This is a genomic window from Clostridium sp. AN503, from assembly GCF_040719375.1.
Classification (GTDB): Bacteria; Bacillota; Clostridia; order Lachnospirales; family Lachnospiraceae; genus Brotaphodocola.
The window spans coordinates 1,537,614-1,555,104 of the sequence record NZ_JBFDTP010000001.1 but is presented as its reverse complement, the minus strand read 5'-3'; the positions used below and the strand labels follow the sequence as shown (position 1 = coordinate 1,555,104).

The window sequence follows — 17,491 nt, the reverse complement described above, 5'->3', positions numbered from 1 at the left end:
AGCCGCGGCGCTCCGCTGCTCATGGGATCTCAGGCCTCACGCATCCGCGCGCTCCGGTCCGCCAGCAGCAGGTCTGCTATGGTCAGCGCCGTCATGGCTTCCACCACCACCACGGCCCGCGGGACCACCACAGGGTCGTGGCGTCCTTTGATAGCGATCTCCACATTCTGTCCGGCATTGTTGGCTGTGTGCTGCTCCTGTGCGATGGACGGGGTCGGTTTAAAGGCCGCCCGCAGCACAATATCGCTGCCGTCGCTCATGCCGCCCAAAATACCGCCGGAATGATTGGTCGCCTTCTTTACCGTCCCATCCCCGTCTGCAAGGAATGGGTCGTTGTTCTGGGAACCCAGTGCCCTTGCCGCCGCGAAACCATCCCCGATCTCAAAGCCCTTCACTGCGCCGATGGACATGACTGCCCTGGCCAGACAGGCGTCCAGCTTGTCAAATACCGGCTCTCCGATCCCGGCGGGGACTCCATGTACGATACATTCTACCACGCCGCCCACCGAATCATGCGCCGCCATCATCCGTTCCAAAAACTCAGCGGTCTCTGAAGCCGCCACTGCGTCCGGCATATTGAGGCTGTTTAAATCCCGCTCCGCCAGATCAAACCGTTTCGGATCCACCTCAAACTCGCCGATGCTCTTCACATAAGCGGTCACGGTGATCCCGAATTGGGATAACAGCTTACATGCCACCGCGCCTGCCGCCACCCGCGCGATCGTCTCCCGCGCCGAGGAACGCCCGCCGCCCCGGTAATCCCGAAAACCGTACTTCTGCTCAAAACAGTAATCCGCATGTCCCGGGCGGTACACATCCATGATCGCGCTGTAGTCTTTCGACCTCTGGTCCTGGTTGCGCACCATCATGGCGATCGGGGTGCCCGTGGTCTTACCTTCAAATACTCCCGACAGGAGCTCCACCTCATCGCCCTCTTTCCTGGCGGTGGCGTACCGGCTCTGCCCCGGCTTCCTTCTGTCTAAATACTCCTGAATATCCTCCTCGCACAGAGGAAGTCCCGCGGGACAGCCGTCGATGGTGACACCGACGCCTTTGCCGTGGGACTCTCCCCATGTCATGATTCGGAATATGGTCCCAAATGTTGAACCTGCCATATCTTTCCTCCGTTGATCACAACTCTCTATTCCAGCCGTTTGCCTGCACTCAATCACCGACCTTGATGATCACGCAGCTGTTCGGCTCATTGCACCGGATCTCATTGGCGCTCATGATCAGCAGACCTTTTTCATAATCCACCTTAAAAAATGTGATCGTACCGCTCTCATGGTTGATGGATGCAAGATGCCTGTCATCCGGGAACACACACAGATCCTTGGGATACTCACCGCTGATGGGCAGGCAGCAGAGCTGTGTCAGAAGCCCGGTCTCCGGATCACGGCTGTAGACGGAAACCGTCTCGTCCCCCGCATTCCCGCAGAACAGATGCCTCTCATCCGTTGAAAACCGCATGGAACAGGCTGCCGTCAGCTGGTTGTGCTTCGGCGCTGTGGTGGAGATGGTCTGGATCTTCTCGATCACCGGCACCCGGTCCCCTCCTTCATAGGTATAAACGTCGATCACGTTCTTCTGCTCATACATCAGGTAGATGAACTTCCCGTCAGAGCTGAACCGGAAACAACGGGGCGCCGACTCTAAATCGCAGCGGATCGCGTCCACCTGCATCAGATGTTCATCCTGCTCGTTGAACCGGTAGATCTTCACCTGGTCAAGTCCCGAATCGGCGACCATCACATACTTGTCGTCCGGCGTCCTTCTGGTACAGGTCACATGGGGACGGAAATTCCGGTCCGCTACGCTCCCTAATCCCTTATGGAACACCCCGTCCACGATCTCGCCCACGCCTCCGTCACGGCGCAGCCGCAGGATCGTCGCTTTCCCATCGTGGAACCCGGAGACAAACACATATTTATCATTCTTATCCGTGGACAGATGGCAGCCTCGCATTCCCTTGATCTTGGCGCTGTTCAGCCTCGATAAGCTTCCGTTCTCCAGGATACGGAACGCCACTACCCCTTCATCTGCGATCGAATATAAGGTCTTGCCATCCGTAGATGCGATCAGATAGGAGGAATTGTCAACCTCTACCTCACAGCGCTCACGGAAAACGCCTTTTTCCACGTCCACATCATATACCGTGATACCCTTAGCTTTGCCGTTATAGGAATAGGAACCGACATACGCCATGTATTTTCCTTTTGCTGCCATAAACATTCCTCCTCGTAGTTATGTATTTAAAATCCATTATGATTACGTAATTTGTGACTTCTTACTGTCTACGTGAACATCTTACCACATAATCCGAAAAAAATCTATTCACAATGTATTGACATACGGATATTTTTCAGTATAATTAGATTTACTTTGTGTTTATTAATACTAAACTTTTATATTATTTTTACATTCATTTACTATAAGTAAACTTTTTGGTTAGTATCAGTCTGGAGGCATACGAATGAACATCGGTTTAAAACTGAAGGAACTGCGGGTCGTAAAAGGGCTTACGCAGGAGGAGCTGGCGGACCGCGCAGAGCTCTCCAAGGGCTTTATCTCCCAGCTGGAGCGGAATCTGACTTCCCCTTCCATTGCAACCCTGACTGATATCCTGCAGTGTCTGGGGACGTCACTGGGAGAATTTTTCAACGAGACCCCGGAGGAGCAGATCGTTTTCGGAAAAGCTGATTATTTTGAAAAATATGACGCGGATCTGAAGAATGATATCAGGTGGATCATCCCCAACGCCCAGAAAAATGTGATGGAGCCGATCCTCCTTACCCTGGAGGCCGGAGGCTCCACCTACCCGGACAATCCCCATGAGGGGGAGGAGTTCGGCTACGTGCTCCAGGGCGCCATATCCATACACATCGGAAGCCGGACCTACAAAGCAAAAAAAGGCGAGTCTTTCTACTTTATATCGGATAAAAAGCATTATCTTACCAGCAAAACCGGCGCAGTCCTGATCTGGGTCAGCTCACCGCCAAGCTTTTAATTACCTTCAGGAGGAAACTTAAGATGGGTCAGTCTTTAATTGATTTAGTAAATATTTCCAAGAGCTTCGACGGGACCATGGTCCTGGACGATCTAAGCCTTTCCGTAAAGGAAAACACCTTTGTAACCCTCCTGGGTCCCAGCGGCTGCGGCAAGACCACAACACTCCGGATCATCGGCGGATTTGAGACCGCTGATAAAGGACAGGTGATCTTCGACGGACAGGATATCGGGAAGATCCCGCCCAACAAGCGGCAGCTCAACACCGTTTTCCAGAAATACGCGCTGTTCCCCCATATGAACATTGCGGAAAACATCGCGTTCGGCTTAAAGATCAAGAACAAACCGAAGGCTTATATCGACGACAAGATCAAATATGCCTTAAAGCTGGTGAACTTAGACGGCTTTGAGAAACGGAGCGTGGATTCCTTAAGCGGCGGCCAGCAGCAGCGGATCGCCATCGCCCGCGCCATCGTCAACGAACCGAAGGTGCTGCTTCTCGACGAGCCTTTAGGCGCGCTGGACCTAAAACTCCGGCAGGATATGCAGTACGAGCTGATCCGCCTGAAGAATGAGCTGGGCATCACCTTTATCTATGTGACCCACGACCAGGAGGAAGCGCTCACCATGTCCGACATCATTGTGGTCATGAACCAGGGCTATATCCAGCAGATGGGTACCCCGGAGCAGATCTATAACGAGCCGGAAAATGCATTTGTTGCGGACTTCATCGGCGAGAGCAACATCGTGCCGGGTATTATGCTCCGCGACGAACTGGTGCAGATCTTCGGCGCAAACTTCCCCTGTGTGGACAAGGGCTTTGGAATCAACCAGCCGGTTGACGTGGTCATCCGGCCCGAGGATATCGACCTGGTTGACCCGTCCGCAGGGATCCTGACCGGCGTATGCACCCACCTGATCTTCAAGGGTGTGCACTACGAGATGGAGGTCACTACCCCTGACGGCTTTGAGTGGCTGGTCCATTCGACGGATATGTGCCCGGTGGGCAAAGAGGTGGGCATCCATGTGGACCCCTTCGATATCCAGATCATGAACAAGCCGGCTTCGGAAGATGAGGAGGCTGTGGGTGTCAATGAATAAGAAAATTTTAGCCGGGCCTTACCTGGTATGGATGGTTGGCTTCATCGTCATCCCGCTGGCGCTGATCTTTTTCTATGGACTGACGGACAAGTCCGGGGCCTTTACCCTGGCAAACGTTTTGTCCATCGCCACGCCGGAGCATTCCAAAGCATTGTTTTTATCTCTGCTGCTCTCTTTTGTGAGCACGGTCATCTGCCTGCTTCTGGCATATCCGCTGGCGATGATCTTGAGAAACCGCGGCGTGGGGCAGGGAAGCTTTATTGTATTTATCTTCATCCTTCCCATGTGGATGAACTTCCTGCTGCGTACCCTGGCATGGCAGACCCTTCTGGAAAAGAGCGGCGTGATCAACGGGATCCTCGCTTCCCTGCATCTGCCCAGGCAGAACCTGATCAACACGCCGGGCGCCATCGTGCTGGGCATGGTATACAACTTCCTGCCCTTTATGGTGCTTCCGATCTACAACGTGCTCTGCAAGATTGACGACAATACCATCAACGCGGCCCGGGATCTGGGCGCCAATTTTACCCAGACACTGCTCTGGGTGTGGTTTCCATTAAGCCTGCCGGGTGTGATCAGCGGCATCACCATGGTATTTGTGCCGGCGCTGACCACCTTCGTGATCTCCAACTTATTGGGCGGCAGCAAGATCCTTTTGATCGGCAACGTCATTGAGCAGGAGTTTACCAAAGGCAGCAACTGGAACCTGGGCTCCGGGCTTTCTCTGGTGCTGATGATATTTATCCTCATAAGCATGGCGCTGATCGCCAAGTATGACAAAAACGGAGAGGGGAGTGCATTCTGATGAGCCGGCTGAGACAGAATTTCAAGAAAATCTGGCAGGATTTCTATCTGGTCATCATCATGATCTTTTTGTATGCACCGATAGCCACCATGGTGGTCCTGTCCTTCAACAGTTCCAAATCCCGTACCCAGTGGGGCGGGTTCACACTGCAGTGGTATACCCAGATGTTCGCCAGCCGCAACATTATGGATGCCCTGTACAACACGCTGATGATCGCATTTTTATCGGCTCTTATCGCGACCGTCATCGGCACCGCCGCCTCCATCGCCATAAACAGCATGAAGGCCCTGCCAAAGACCATACTCATGGGCATCACCAATATCCCCATGCTGAATGCGGATATCGTGACCGGTATCTCCCTGATGCTGGCGTTCATCGCATTTGGCATCTCACTGGGATTTAAAACTGTGCTGATCGCGCATATTACCTTTAACATCCCGTATGTGATCCTAAGCGTCATGCCGAAACTGAAGCAGACCAGCCGTTCCACCTACGAGGCCGCCATGGATCTGGGCGCAGGTCCTGTATACGCATTTTTCAAGGTGGTGTTCCCGGATATCCTTCCGGGGGTGCTGTCGGGATTTTTGCTGGCTTTCACCATGTCGCTGGATGATTTCATCATCACGCATTTCACCAGAGGAGCGGGCATCAACACCCTGTCCACCCTGATCTACAGTGAAGTGCGGCGCGGCATCAAACCTTCCATGTACGCACTGTCTACCGTGATTTTTGCCACCGTCCTGGTGCTGCTGATCATCAGCAATTTTGCACCCCGCAGGAAACAGGCAGGCAAATAGGTTAACCCTGTAAAACCACAAGAGGAGAATGATTATGAAAAAAAGAGTATTTGCACTGTCCCTGGCAGTCCTGACTGCCGCTTCCACCCTTCTGTCCGGCTGCGGAGGCGGCCCGGAAGGCAGCATGCCGCCAGACGGTTCCGGCGGGGATTCCGGGTCCAATGAGCTTTTCGTCTACAACTGGGGCGAATATATTGACGAGGACGTGATCTCCCAGTTTGAGGAAGAGACCGGCATCAAGGTAGTCTATGACTTATTTGAGACCAATGAGGAGATGTATCCGGTTATCGAGGCCGGCGCTGTCAACTACGATGTGGTCTGCCCGTCCGACTACATGATCCAGAAGATGCGCGAAAATGACCTGCTGGCGGAGCTTAACTTTGACAATATCCCCAACGCCGACCAGATCGATCCGGCTTATATGGAGATGTCCAGGACCTTCGATCCGGAAAACAAATATTCCGTGCCGTACTGCTGGGGGACCGTGGGCATCCTGTACAACACAAAACGGCTGGAAGAGCTTGGAGTAGAGCCGCCCACAAGCTGGGAGGACCTTTGGGACGAGCGTTTAAGCGGCGAGATCCTTATGCAGGACAGTGTCCGCGACGCATTTATGGTAGCGCTCAAAAAAGACGGCTACTCCATGAACAGCACCAGTGAAGAAGAATTAGAGCTGGCAAAACAGGATCTGATCGACCAGAAGCCTCTTGTCCAGGCTTATGTCATCGACCAGGTACGCGACAAGATGATCGGCGGCGAGGCCGCAGTGGGCGTCATCTATTCCGGCGAAATGCTCTACATCCAGGAGGAAGTGGAAAACCTGGGCTTAGACTACAACCTGGAATATGTGCTCCCAGAGGAGGGCACCAACCTCTGGCTGGATTCCTGGGTCATCCCGAAAAATGCCAGGAACAAGGAAAATGCAGAGAAATGGATCGATTTCCTCTGCCGTCCGGAGATCGCCAAGGCCAACTTTGAGTACATCACCTATCCGACCCCGAACAAGGGCGCTTTAGAGCTGCTGGATGAAGATGTAAGGAACAACAAATCCGTATTCCCGGATATGGACTCTTTAACAAACAGTGAAGTGTACATGTATCTGGGCGATGACGTGGATGCCATCTACAATAACCTGTGGAAAGAAGTCAAATCCAACTGATGTATAATCTGTCCATTTTGGCACATACTACCTGTGTAAAGGAGGTAGCGCCATGAGAAATAAGGCATTGGATTATACGGCACTGACCATCGCGATTATCGGTGCGGTGAACTGGGGTCTGGTGGGATTCTTCGACTTCAACCTGGTGGCTTTTCTGTTCGGAAGCATGTCCTGGCTTTCCAGAATCATCTACGCTCTGGTAGGACTGTGCGGGCTTTATCTGATCAGTTTTTATATGCGGACAGGAAATGTTGAAGCCCAGTAAATAAGAGCTTTTTGTTGAACGAAGTAAACTGTACCCTAATAGCCGCAGAGCTGTTAGGGTACTTTTCTGTTCCTTGAGACAGTTTCCGCATATTGCAGCGGCGGCGGGCTGGGGATCGGACAGCATGGTTTTTGTGACTTTGCAGGTCTTTAGAAGATGTTAGCCTTCAGGATTTTCTGTTCTGACAGCGGAAGGGGTTGTCTGAGCGTTAGCGAGTTGCCCCTTCCACTGGCAGGTTTTTAAGAAAATTCTGAGGGCTTACAGCTTCTTAGAACCGAAACCGGAACAAAAACCATGCTGTCCGATCCCCCGCCCGCCGCCGCTGCAATATGCGGAAACTCAAGCTCTGTTCCAGTTTTATTTCACCGGGATTTGTGGTATGATACATGCATATATGCTGCATCCGGATATGCACACCCAGCTCAGAAAGTGAGGAATCATATATGAAGATAACCTATATCCATCACAGCGGATTCCTGGCAGAGACAGACCAGGCGCTGCTGCTGTTTGATTTTGTGGGAGGTCCTTTGCCGGACCTGGCCCGGGACAAGGACTTGATCGTATTTGCCAGCCACCGCCATGGGGACCATTTCAGCCCAAAGATCTTTGAGCTGGCCCAGACCCATCCACGCATCCGCTTTGTCCTGTCAGACGATATCTGGCAGAACCGGGTTCCCGAGAAATTAAACTGCCATACCGAATTTATGGACCCGGGCAGGACGCTCCGTCTGCCTGACGGAGGCGGTATCTGCATCACTGCCTTCAAATCCACCGATGAGGGCGTAGCTTTTATGGTGGAAACAGGCGGTAAGACCATCTATCACGCCGGAGACTTGAACGACTGGCGCTGGAAGGAGGAGCCGCTTTCCTGGAACAACAATATGAGCGCCAACTACAGGCGGGAGCTTGAGCTGATCCACAGCAAAGGATTCCTCCCCGATGTGGCGATGGTTCCGCTGGACGGACGGCAGGAAGATCTGTTTTCGCTGGGGCTGGATGCGTTTATGAGGATGGTAGGCGCAGGGACCGTATTTCCCATGCATTTCTGGGAGGAGTACGGCCTGATCCGGCAGTTTAAGGAGCTGGAATGTGCAAAGGAATACCGGGACAGGATCATGGAGATCACAGAAGAAGGACAGGTCTTCCTGCTTGAGCCGTGATCCGGGATCAAAGGGGGCAACTATGGAACAGGCAAAACGGGAACGGGAGATCCTGCTGGTGGCGCTTCAGGCCGGCAGGATCCTTCTGGAAAATGGTGCCGAGATCTTCCGCGTGGAAGATACCGTCTACCGCATCTGTCATTACTATGGGCTGAAATCAGCAAGCGCTTTTGTACTGAGCAACGGCATTTTTGTGACCTCCGGCGACGAGGAGGAGACGCAGTTTGCAAAGGTGCTGCAGATACCGGTCAACAACGCGAATTTAAGCCGGGTGGCTGAAGTCAACCAGCTCTCCCGGCAGATCGAGGAACATGCCTTTACGCTTCAAGAAGCGCGGGAGGAGTTAAACCGGATAGAAAACATGCCAGGTTTTCCGGCAAAGCTGCAAATCGCGTCCGCAGGTATTGCAGGCGCCTGTTTCAGTTTTATGTTCGGAGGAAACCTGCAGGATTTTATATGCTCCTTTTTCATCGGCGTCCTGCTGCAGTTTTACCTGCTGCGGATCGGGAAACCGCATTTTTCCAAAATCGTATGCAATATCATCGGCGGAGCCTGGGTGACTCTCTTAAGCATCCTCTGCTACCGGCTGAAGCTGGGTTCGCACTTGGAAGCGATGATGATCGGCGCCATTATCCTAATGGTCCCCGGAATGGCTTTCACCAATGGGATCCGAGATATGGCGGACGGCGACTACATATCTGGTTCTGTCCGAATGATGGATTCAGTGCTTGTATTTTTCTGCATTGCCATAGGCGTGGGATTCGTGATCGCGCTGTACGGCGTGTTGACGGGAGGTGTGCTGTTGTAATGGTATCTGCATTTTTAGTGACCGGATCATTATTCCCCCTGCTCCGGCTTCTTCTCCAGACGGCGGCCGCTGCCATAGCCACAGTAGCCTTTTCCCTGTTGTTTGGCGCACCGGCAAAGTATTTCCCCTATTGCGGGCTGATCGGAGGTGCCGGCTGGCTGTTTTACCTGCTTTTGACGCCCTCAACCTCTGCCACAACTGCCACGTTCATCGCAACTGTCATCGTGATCCTGATGTCACGATGGTTTGCAGTGCGCAAGCGCTGTCCTGTGACCATATTTTTAATCTCCGGCATTATCCCGCTGGTCCCGGGGGCAGGCATCTACTGGGCTTCCTACTATGCCGTCACAAACCAGCTGGCCATGGCGTCCGAGACCGGGTTCAATGCTCTGAAGATCGCCGTAGCTATCGTGCTTGGGATTGTATTTGTATTTGAACTGCCGCAAAAGATATTCCGTGTGGGGCTTAAGCTCCCCGATACCAAATAAAACCGATCAACACAGCAAACCGATAGGATAACAGGAGGAAATAATATGTTAATTATTGAAAACGGACGGGTGATCGATCCCCGTTTTGGCATCGACAAAGTGATGGACCTGGCGGTCGATCACGGGAAGATCACAGATATGGGTACTGGCCTAAAGGAGAAATATCTCCATGAGACATCAGAGGCTGGCGCAGACATCTGTATCGCTGCAGACACCGGAGCCGCCGCCAACATCGGTACGTCGGTGATCGACGCTTCCGGCCTGGTCGTGGCGCCTGGCCTGATCGACGTGCATGTACATTTCCGCGATCCCGGTTTTACCTACAAGGAAGATATCCAGACCGGGGCAAAGGCCGCTGCAAAAGGCGGTTTCACCACAGTTATCTGCATGGCGAATACAAAGCCGCCGGTGGACAATGTGGAAACGCTGGAATATGTCATCAGCGAGGGGAAAAAGACCGGCATCCACGTGCTGACTGCCGCCAACATCACCATCGGGATGAAAGGGGAGACTCTGACTGATATGGAGCTTTTAAAAGCCCATGGCGCCGCCGGATTTACTGACGACGGCATTCCACTAAAGGACGCCGCCCTGGTACAAAAGGCCATGGAGGAGGCCGTACGCTTAAACGTGCCATTGAGCTTCCATGAGGAAGACCCGTCCCTGATCGAGAACAACGGCATCAACCGGGGCGAGGTGTCCAGACAGCTCGGTATCGGTGGTTCTCCCGCTGCTGCCGAGGACGTGCTGGTGGCCCGCGACTGTATGCTGGCGCTCCATACCGGGGCCGTGATCGACATCCAGCACATCAGCTCCGGCCCCTCCGTCCGCATGGTGGAGCTGGCGAAACAGCTGGGCGCACACGTGATGGCAGAAGTCACACCCCATCATTTTTCCCTGGATGAGACTGCCGTTTTAAAACACGGCACGCTGGCGAAGATGAATCCTCCCCTTCGCACGGAAAAGGACCGGGAAGAGATCCTGCGCGGCCTGAAGGAAGGCATCATTGATATCATTGCCACGGACCACGCCCCTCACAGCAGTGAGGAGAAAGGCCGTCCCCTGACCCAGGCTCCCAGCGGCATCATCGGTCTGGAGACCGCCCTTGCCCTTGGCGTGACCAACCTTGTGCGCGCCGGGCATCTAAGCCTCCTTCAGCTGATGGAAAAGATGTCTTACAATCCTGCTGTCCTCTATCATCTGGAAGACAGCAGGGGCTGGCTTGGCAAAGACGCAGACGCAGATCTTGTGATCTTTGACCCGGAGGAGGCATGGACGGTGGATTCATTTGAGTCCAAATCCTCCAATTCCCCCTTTGTGGGAGAAACCTTGTATGGAAAGGTGAAATATACGATTTGTAATGGAGAGGTGGTCTATGAAGACTGAATTTACCACGGTTCTGTTAGACGTTGACGGTACCCTGCTGGATTTTGATGCGGCGGAGCGCTTAGGCGTCTGCGCCGTCATGCGCGCATGGGGAGTGGAGCCTACTGATTATCTGATCGAACGGTACCACCAGATCAACCAGGGCTTCTGGAAATCCTTTGAGCGGGGAGAGATCGCCAGAGAGGATATCTTTGGCAACCGCTACCGCAAATTTTTTGCTGCCATCGGCAAAGAAGTGGACGGCGATGCCGCCGAGGCCCTGTACCGGGAACAGCTTGACAACTGCGCGATCCTTATGGATGGTGCAGAAGAAATCTGCTCCTGGTTAAAAGAGAAGGGCTACGACCTGTACATTGTCACCAACGGTGTCTCCTCCACCCAGTACAGCCGCTTGAAACGTTCCGGCCTGGATCAGTATTTTACTGATATTTTTGTATCAGAGGATACCGGCAGCCAAAAACCCCAGAAGGAATATTTCGACTACTGCTTCGCCCGGATCCGCGAAAAGGACCCGGCCCGGATGCTGATCGTCGGCGACAGCCAGACCTCCGATATCCGCGGCGGGCTGAATGCCGGGATTGCCGCCTGCTGGCTCAACGACGGCACCCAGCCGCGGGCGGCTGGGATCAGGGCGGATTATGAGATACGGGGGCTGGAGGAGTTAAAACGCATTTTGTGAATGTGATTTACAGCTTCTATTCTGGCCCCTCCACGCGAAAAAGCCTGACCGTTTTCTCTGATACCAGTGAAAACACATCACACCCTGGTGGAATCAGGAACTGGCTTCCTGGTTCCATCAGGTATTCTTCGCTTTTACTGATCAGTTTTCCTCTCCCTTCCCAAACATATAGACCATACGCGCTTTTCTCCCCTCTCATGGTACAGTTCCCCAAAACCTCAATGTAAAGCAAGGAAAAACAGCTCACCTGCGGTTTCCCCGCCAGACAGACCCAGGAAATCCCCGCACGCTCCGTCTGCCGCCTTGAAATCCTGCAGCGCTCCATCAATTCTTTTTCTGTTAATCCATTATAATCAAAGCATTCAAACATATTTTCAATGCCAATTCCCTGATGGATCAGTTTTTCATCAATCCGCTCCCCGGATGGTGTAACGCACTCAGTCCGCAAAGTATAATCGGTCGGTTCCTGAATTTCCAGGAGAAGACATCCCGCCCCGATCGCGTGCGGCATCCCTCCTGGTATTAGATAGGTTTCTCCCGGTTTAACAGGTATCCGATGGAGACAGCCCAGCATCCGTTCTATATCCTGCCGCCAGAAACATTCTTCCCAGATCATTCTGGTTATACCGGGCCGGAAGCCAAGATAAATACAGCCGTCTTTCTGCCGTTTTCCAAGAATATGCCAGCATTCCGTCTTTCCATAGGCTGAATGAAAATACCGCATTGCCCGATCTCTGTCGGGATGTACCTGGATAGTCAAACGCTCCGCGGAGTCAATGACCTTGGTCAGCACCCCCATATTAGGACACAGCGCAGTAAACGGCATCTTCTCCCCACCCCAGTCTGCCTTACAGATTCCTTCCTCCGCTCCATCCGGCCCAACCGCCGCAACAGAAGACAAAATCCATTCCTCCGGATAATGTCCATCCCCAGCCTCCGTTTTTCCCAACCTGCCATCCAAAAGCTTTCCACCGAGATAAGTCCTCCACACACGCTCCGGATACACCTTGACTGGTCCGCTCATTGTACAATTGAGCGTCCCATTGACCGCCTCCTTCATCTGCCCCGCACCGCCTTCCTGGTTCGCCATATCAACTCGTTTCTTTCTAACCTTAAAACACCTTATTATAGATACTGTAGGAAGCGCTGGTCTCCTTCTCACCCGGACCCACCGGTGCAAAACGCAGCACATAATACTCCGCATCCGTCATGGTTACATCTCCGGTTCGTTTCATCTCAGTCCACATGCCCTGAGCCATCTCCCTGACCACTTCCTGATACCGCTCATTGTGAATCTCATTTACCAGCTCATGCGGGTCTTCCTCCAGATTGTAAAACTCATCATAATCAAAGGTATTAAATACATATTTGTACGGACCTTTCCAGAATATCCTCTGAGTATATGCGAAACGCTGTCCGAAAAATTCCGCAAAAGCAGTCCTGCCGCACGAAACCTCCCCTAAAAGCCAGGGAAGTACAGATTCCCCGTGGATCTCGCCATCCAGACTGCGGCATCCTGCGATCTCCAGGACTGTCGGTGCGATATCCTGGGTGCTGACATACTTGTTGACAAAACTTCCCGCAGAGCGGTTCTGAGGCATTTTAAAAAACAGGGGAATATGATAGATCTCTTCAAAAGCGGGCACCCCTTTACAGAACAGGCCATGCGCTCCCATGAGATCTCCATGGTCAGACAGATATACGATCAACGTATTGTCATACTGGCCTGTCCGTTTTAGATACTCTGTCAATCTGCCAACTTGGATATCCACCAGCGTACAGTAACTGTAATAGCAGCGGATGATCATTTTAGCCTCTTCTTCCGTCAAATCCTTCCATACCGACTGCAGCCTCCGGTATATGGCCGGCTTGTCTTTCATGCGGTCCCCAAAGCTTTCCGGGAGCGGGATTTCCACGTCCTTATACAGATCAAATACCTCTTTCGGCACACTGTACGGGTCATGCGGAGCGTAGGTAGATATAAAGGTACACCACGGTTTTCCCCCTGCCCTGCTCCGTTCTATAAAGTCCATAGCCTTTCCGTATATATAGGCCTCCTCCGTACTGGAGGAATCCTCAGCAAAAACTCCGCAGATAATCTTATCTGAATATTCCGGGGTATGTACCGTAACCTTGTCAACCGGCGTGAGTTGAAATTTCGGTATCGTCATCTCCGTCTCATACTCGTCAAATCCGAACCGCTCCAGCGCCCCGCTCCGTTCTATATGCCATTTCCCGTAATATGACATCTGATAACCACTATCCTTCAACGCCTGAGGAAGGGTATCTAAATCCTTATCAAAAACAGCCCTGTAAGGAGGCACCGCATGGGCGCAATCCACCATTCCATGGCGATGGGGCAGCATCCCCGTTATGAGGGACGCCCGGGACGGGGAACAGATCGCATTGCAGGTATGGGCCTGCCCGCATACAATACTGTCCCGTTTTAGTTCCCGGATATTAGGCGTGATACAAAAATGACCGTCTTCAATGGCCTGGGCCTGCTGTTGATCCTCCAACAAAAATATAATATTAGGTTTCCTCTCCAAATTCATCCATCCTTCCTGCACTGTGGCCTCCCTCCATATATCGTTTCAGGATATCCCACAGTCTCTGCTCTATTTGAGGTTCTTCCAGTATCCGGTTCTTCCGTTCGCGCACATCTTCATCCATACGATAAAGCTGATGTAAGGGAAAATGGGCAGGCACATCTCCCGGTAACGGGCTGCTTTTCCTCCCGAATCAGGACACAGGATCAGTTTCCATGTCTCATCCCGTATGGACAGAGAACCATTTACCGAGTGCAGAACCAGGCAGCTATGCCTGGACGCCTCTTGATCACCAAGCCAGAACGGAAATGCTGATTCGCTGTCTTCGGCTTCCCTCCGCCCCAATGGAACACCCAGGATATCCGCCACAGTCGCATAAAAATCAATCAACCCTGTCATGCGGCGGCATACACTTCCAGCCGCAACATGCCCCTTCCACTTCACCACCAGCGGCACCCTGTGGCCACCCTCATAAATATCAAACTTTGTCCCTCTGAATATATAGCTGGGATTATGGAAATACTGGGCCAATTCAGGATAATCGGCTCTTGGCGAGCAGCCGTTGTCGCTGGTGAATATCAAAATGGTATTCTCCTCCAGGCCACTCTCCTTCAGCCAGCAGTTGATCTTTCCCACCACATCATCACACATCAGTACAAAATCCCCGTATTCCGTGGTCCCCGATTTCCCAACCCATTCTCCGGTGGGAAGTATCGGCGTGTGCGGGGCAGTGAGAGGCATATAGATAAAAAATGGTTCTTCCTTCCACTCCCCCAGCTTTTCCATCGTCTTTTCCAGTATCCGGCCCAAAACTTCTTCATGACGGAAATCACTGCCCACCGGACCCGGACGAAAAATCTGCTTATTGTAGCTGTTCCCTTTCTCCCACCAATTGGATTCTTCCCGGTCCGGCTGCGCCGTCACATGGTCATTTTCCAGATATACATACGGAGGCATGTCTAAGGACGCACTGATGCCGAAAAAATACTCGAATCCCCGCTCTACCGGTCCTTCCCGAAATGGTTTTGTGAAATCTACTGAAGTCCTGTCCTCTGGATCATCAAGCGGCCACTCAATCCCCAGATGCCATTTTCCAATACAGGCAGTCCGGTAGCCCTGGTCTTTTAAAAAACCTGCAACCGTCCTTCTCCCCCGTTCAATAAGCGGCGGATCATAACCCTGAAGCACATCCTTTTTCAGCATGGAACGCCAGGGATACCTGCCGGTCAGGATACTGTAACGCGACGGCGTACACACTGCGGATGCAGCATGGGCATCTATAAATGTCATCCCTTCCCCTGCCAGCTGATCGATCTGCTCCGTCCGGAATCCACAGTGTTCATTGAGCGCCGACACATCACCATAGCCCATATCATCTGCCAAAATATAGATAATATTAGGTTTCTCCATTTTAACCTCCTACTTCCCCCACAACATCTGCCATACGAAACCCCTGCTACGGAAGCATCACCGATGGAAGCCAGGTAGACAGCTGCGGGATATAAGTCAGCATCATCAGGACCGTGATCATAACTCCATAAAACGGAAGCATAGCCCTGCTCAACCGCCCTACGCTCAGTTCACTCAAACTGCTTCCGATATAAAGCAGCGTGCCGACAGGCGGTGTGATCAGGCCGATACCAAGATTCAGGATCATGATCACGCCAAACTGTACCGGGGAAATCCCAATGGATGTAACCACCGGGAGCAGGATCGGTGTCGTAATCAGAATCGCCGGTACCATGTTCATGAACGTCCCAATCAAGAGCAGCATCAGATTGACGATCAGAAGAAGCACGATCCTGTTTTCTGAAATGACTAACAGTGAATCCAGCATCAGCTTCGGGATCTGTAAATAGGCCACCAGCCAGCCAAACGCTGCCGAGGAACACGCAATGATCAGGATCGTTGACAAGGTGCGGATCGTATCCTTAAACACGAATTTCAGCTTTTGCCATGTCATTTCTTTATAAATCACCGTGGAAACAAACAACGCATAGATGCACGCAATGGCAGCGGACTCTGTAGGGGTCACAATCCCTGTAAGTACTGCCACTACCACGATCAGAACCGTCCCCAGCCCCCAGATCGCCTTGCGGAACGCATCTGTAAATTCTTTGACGGAAAAACGCTCCCCCTTGGGATAGTTCCTTTTTACCGATACAAAATAGCAGTAGATCATCAGCGCAACACCCAGAAGGATACCAGGAATCATCCCTCCCATGAAAAGCTGGCCTACCGATACCCCGCCCGCGGCAACCGCATAGATCACCATATTATGGCTGGGCGGAATCAAAAGGCCCTGAACAGAACTCGCCATCGTGATGGAAGTAGAAAAGTCCATATCATAACCATCCTTGGCCATCATCGGTATCAGGATCGCTCCGATGGAAGCCGTATCCGCCGCCGCAGAGCCAGATATCCCGCCAAAAAACATACTCGCCACCACATTGACATGAGCTAGACCCCCCCGCATCCAGCCTACAATGCTTTTAGCCAGGAGCACCAGCCGGTCCGTGATCCCGCCAACCCCCATGATACTGCCCGCCAGGATGAAAAATGGCACGGCCAGCAGCGAAAAGCTGTTGAGCTGGGTAATCATACTCTGCACGATCATTTCCAGCGGAAGCCCGATGATGAATGCCGTAACCATCGCAGAAAGCCCGATGGCATACACGATATTCAGACCTATTATGATCAAAATGGCAAAACTTATCATTAAAACTGCAATTGCATGTTCACCCATTTTCCCCACCTCCTGTCCGTTTAAAGATCATTTTACCAAACAGTACGGTAAGCAGACATCCTCCTGCAAGCGGGGCTGCTATATTCTTCCAGCCGACAGATATCCTGATCCCGCCCATAACACTGATCCAGCTGCTTTGCGTAAGGCGTATCCCGTAATATAGGAGCACCAGGGAGAATATGATCTTTGCCGCCGTATATATCACCTGCCGGACAGTCCTGAACCAGGCATATTTTTCAAGGATATCAATCGTACTGATCCGGATATGAGTATCATTGAACTCCGCCAGGGAAGAACTGAGCATCCCGATCCATGTCATACCCAAAAGCGCAAGCTCCTCCGACCAGGCCGGGGTCTTGTGAAACAAGTATCTGCCCACAACCGCCACAGTAACAGAAAGCACCATGACCGTCAGACAAAGGCAGCAGATAAATTCCGTACATTTATAGAATTTCTTTAAAAAACTCATGAAAACGCCTCCTTTCAGGGTACAAAAAAAGAGCCAAAAGCGCTGCCACAGGCTTTCATTCCTGCACCTTATG

The 17,491-nt window shown here is 52.3% G+C and carries 18 protein-coding genes; 11 read left to right on the top strand and 7 right to left on the bottom strand.

Annotated features, from left to right (window positions below; translation table 11 throughout):
- Positions 1-29: 29 nt before the first annotated feature.
- The gene (aroC, locus tag AB1I67_RS07060; RefSeq protein WP_367029102.1) at positions 30-1,115 is read right to left on the bottom strand and encodes a chorismate synthase; all 1,086 of its coding nucleotides are present in this window, start codon (positions 1,113-1,115) and stop codon (positions 30-32) included.
- Between the two features lie 49 nt (positions 1,116-1,164).
- The gene (locus tag AB1I67_RS07055) at positions 1,165-2,226 is read right to left on the bottom strand and encodes a beta-propeller fold lactonase family protein (RefSeq protein ID WP_367029101.1); all 1,062 of its coding nucleotides are present in this window, start codon (positions 2,224-2,226) and stop codon (positions 1,165-1,167) included.
- A gap of 247 nt (positions 2,227-2,473) precedes the next feature.
- Between AB1I67_RS07055 and AB1I67_RS07050 the strand changes: the two genes are divergently transcribed.
- The 11 genes from AB1I67_RS07050 to AB1I67_RS07000 all read left to right on the top strand — a co-directional run bounded on the left by AB1I67_RS07050 (position 2,474) and on the right by AB1I67_RS07000 (position 11,654).
- Positions 2,474-3,007 carry a cupin domain-containing protein gene (locus AB1I67_RS07050; RefSeq protein WP_367029100.1) on the top strand — a complete coding sequence of 178 codons (534 nt, stop codon included), beginning with the start codon at positions 2,474-2,476 and terminating at the stop codon, positions 3,005-3,007.
- Positions 3,008-3,030: 23 nt separating this feature from the next.
- A complete protein-coding gene (locus tag AB1I67_RS07045) occupies positions 3,031-4,107 on the top strand; it encodes an ABC transporter ATP-binding protein (protein WP_367029099.1) in 1,077 nt (358 codons plus the stop codon).
- The gene (locus AB1I67_RS07040) at positions 4,100-4,912 is read left to right on the top strand and encodes an ABC transporter permease (protein ID WP_367029098.1); all 813 of its coding nucleotides are present in this window, start codon (positions 4,100-4,102) and stop codon (positions 4,910-4,912) included. The genes AB1I67_RS07045 and AB1I67_RS07040 overlap by 8 nt, the downstream gene beginning before the upstream one ends.
- Positions 4,912-5,709 (top strand): ABC transporter permease, encoded by a 798-nt coding sequence (locus AB1I67_RS07035; protein ID WP_367029097.1) that lies wholly within the window; start codon positions 4,912-4,914, stop codon positions 5,707-5,709. The genes AB1I67_RS07040 and AB1I67_RS07035 overlap by 1 nt, the downstream gene beginning before the upstream one ends.
- A 34-nt stretch (positions 5,710-5,743) precedes the next feature.
- On the top strand, positions 5,744-6,868 hold the full coding sequence (locus AB1I67_RS07030; protein WP_367029096.1) for an ABC transporter substrate-binding protein: 1,125 nt from the start codon (positions 5,744-5,746) through the stop codon (positions 6,866-6,868).
- A gap of 52 nt (positions 6,869-6,920) precedes the next feature.
- A complete protein-coding gene (locus AB1I67_RS07025) occupies positions 6,921-7,133 on the top strand; it encodes a DUF378 domain-containing protein (RefSeq protein WP_367029095.1) in 213 nt (70 codons plus the stop codon).
- 443 nt (positions 7,134-7,576) lie between these two features.
- Positions 7,577-8,293 carry an MBL fold metallo-hydrolase gene (locus tag AB1I67_RS07020; RefSeq protein ID WP_367029094.1) on the top strand — a complete coding sequence of 239 codons (717 nt, stop codon included), beginning with the start codon at positions 7,577-7,579 and terminating at the stop codon, positions 8,291-8,293.
- A gap of 22 nt (positions 8,294-8,315) precedes the next feature.
- A complete protein-coding gene (locus tag AB1I67_RS07015; protein ID WP_367029093.1) occupies positions 8,316-9,101 on the top strand; it encodes a threonine/serine exporter family protein in 786 nt (261 codons plus the stop codon).
- On the top strand, positions 9,101-9,589 hold the full coding sequence (locus AB1I67_RS07010) for a threonine/serine exporter family protein (protein WP_367029092.1): 489 nt from the start codon (positions 9,101-9,103) through the stop codon (positions 9,587-9,589). The genes AB1I67_RS07015 and AB1I67_RS07010 overlap by 1 nt, the downstream gene beginning before the upstream one ends.
- A gap of 45 nt (positions 9,590-9,634) precedes the next feature.
- Positions 9,635-10,975, top strand: coding sequence for a dihydroorotase (locus tag AB1I67_RS07005; RefSeq protein ID WP_367029091.1), 1,341 nt, complete (start codon positions 9,635-9,637; stop codon positions 10,973-10,975).
- Entirely contained in the window at positions 10,965-11,654 is a 690-nt protein-coding gene (locus AB1I67_RS07000; RefSeq protein WP_367029090.1) for a YjjG family noncanonical pyrimidine nucleotidase, read from the top strand. Before AB1I67_RS07005 ends, AB1I67_RS07000 begins: the two co-directional genes overlap by 11 nt.
- 16 nt (positions 11,655-11,670) lie before the next feature.
- Here the strand turns inward: AB1I67_RS07000 and AB1I67_RS06995 are convergent, their stop codons facing one another.
- The 5 genes from AB1I67_RS06995 to AB1I67_RS06975 all read right to left on the bottom strand — a co-directional run bounded on the left by AB1I67_RS06995 (position 11,671) and on the right by AB1I67_RS06975 (position 17,418).
- Positions 11,671-12,744 carry a class I mannose-6-phosphate isomerase gene (locus AB1I67_RS06995; protein WP_367029089.1) on the bottom strand — a complete coding sequence of 358 codons (1,074 nt, stop codon included), beginning with the start codon at positions 12,742-12,744 and terminating at the stop codon, positions 11,671-11,673.
- A gap of 22 nt (positions 12,745-12,766) precedes the next feature.
- Entirely contained in the window at positions 12,767-14,209 is a 1,443-nt protein-coding gene (locus AB1I67_RS06990; protein WP_367029088.1) for a sulfatase-like hydrolase/transferase, read from the bottom strand.
- A gap of 63 nt (positions 14,210-14,272) precedes the next feature.
- Positions 14,273-15,613: an arylsulfatase gene (locus AB1I67_RS06985; protein WP_367029087.1), complete on the bottom strand. Its 1,341-nt coding sequence runs from the start codon at positions 15,611-15,613 to the stop codon at positions 14,273-14,275.
- A gap of 46 nt (positions 15,614-15,659) precedes the next feature.
- Positions 15,660-16,949, bottom strand: coding sequence for a TRAP transporter large permease (locus AB1I67_RS06980; protein ID WP_367029086.1), 1,290 nt, complete (start codon positions 16,947-16,949; stop codon positions 15,660-15,662).
- A complete protein-coding gene (locus AB1I67_RS06975; protein ID WP_367029085.1) occupies positions 16,942-17,418 on the bottom strand; it encodes a TRAP transporter small permease subunit in 477 nt (158 codons plus the stop codon). The genes AB1I67_RS06980 and AB1I67_RS06975 overlap by 8 nt, the downstream gene beginning before the upstream one ends.
- Positions 17,419-17,491: the final 73 nt, after the last annotated feature.

Bases quoted from the DNA above. Each gene is read 5' to 3' on its own strand.
- AB1I67_RS07020 (WP_367029094.1), top strand. From the start codon at position 7,577: ATGAAGATAACCTATATCCATCACAGCGGATTCCTGGCAGAGACAGAC.
- AB1I67_RS07005 (WP_367029091.1), top strand. From the start codon at position 9,635: ATGTTAATTATTGAAAACGGACGGGTGATCGATCCCCGTTTTGGCATC.
- AB1I67_RS07050 (WP_367029100.1), top strand. From the start codon at position 2,474: ATGAACATCGGTTTAAAACTGAAGGAACTGCGGGTCGTAAAAGGGCTT.
- AB1I67_RS07010 (WP_367029092.1), top strand. From the start codon at position 9,101: ATGGTATCTGCATTTTTAGTGACCGGATCATTATTCCCCCTGCTCCGG.
- AB1I67_RS07030 (WP_367029096.1), top strand. From the start codon at position 5,744: ATGAAAAAAAGAGTATTTGCACTGTCCCTGGCAGTCCTGACTGCCGCT.
- AB1I67_RS07055 (WP_367029101.1), bottom strand. From the start codon at position 2,226: ATGGCAGCAAAAGGAAAATACATGGCGTATGTCGGTTCCTATTCCTAT.
- AB1I67_RS07040 (WP_367029098.1), top strand. From the start codon at position 4,100: ATGAATAAGAAAATTTTAGCCGGGCCTTACCTGGTATGGATGGTTGGC.
- AB1I67_RS06985 (WP_367029087.1), bottom strand. From the start codon at position 15,613: ATGGAGAAACCTAATATTATCTATATTTTGGCAGATGATATGGGCTAT.
- AB1I67_RS07000 (WP_367029090.1), top strand. From the start codon at position 10,965: ATGAAGACTGAATTTACCACGGTTCTGTTAGACGTTGACGGTACCCTG.
- AB1I67_RS07025 (WP_367029095.1), top strand. From the start codon at position 6,921: ATGAGAAATAAGGCATTGGATTATACGGCACTGACCATCGCGATTATC.
- AB1I67_RS06980 (WP_367029086.1), bottom strand. From the start codon at position 16,949: ATGGGTGAACATGCAATTGCAGTTTTAATGATAAGTTTTGCCATTTTG.
- AB1I67_RS06995 (WP_367029089.1), bottom strand. From the start codon at position 12,744: ATGGCGAACCAGGAAGGCGGTGCGGGGCAGATGAAGGAGGCGGTCAAT.
- AB1I67_RS06990 (WP_367029088.1), bottom strand. From the start codon at position 14,209: ATGAATTTGGAGAGGAAACCTAATATTATATTTTTGTTGGAGGATCAA.
- AB1I67_RS06975 (WP_367029085.1), bottom strand. From the start codon at position 17,418: ATGAGTTTTTTAAAGAAATTCTATAAATGTACGGAATTTATCTGCTGC.
- AB1I67_RS07015 (WP_367029093.1), top strand. From the start codon at position 8,316: ATGGAACAGGCAAAACGGGAACGGGAGATCCTGCTGGTGGCGCTTCAG.
- aroC (WP_367029102.1), bottom strand. From the start codon at position 1,115: ATGGCAGGTTCAACATTTGGGACCATATTCCGAATCATGACATGGGGA.
- AB1I67_RS07035 (WP_367029097.1), top strand. From the start codon at position 4,912: ATGAGCCGGCTGAGACAGAATTTCAAGAAAATCTGGCAGGATTTCTAT.
- AB1I67_RS07045 (WP_367029099.1), top strand. From the start codon at position 3,031: ATGGGTCAGTCTTTAATTGATTTAGTAAATATTTCCAAGAGCTTCGAC.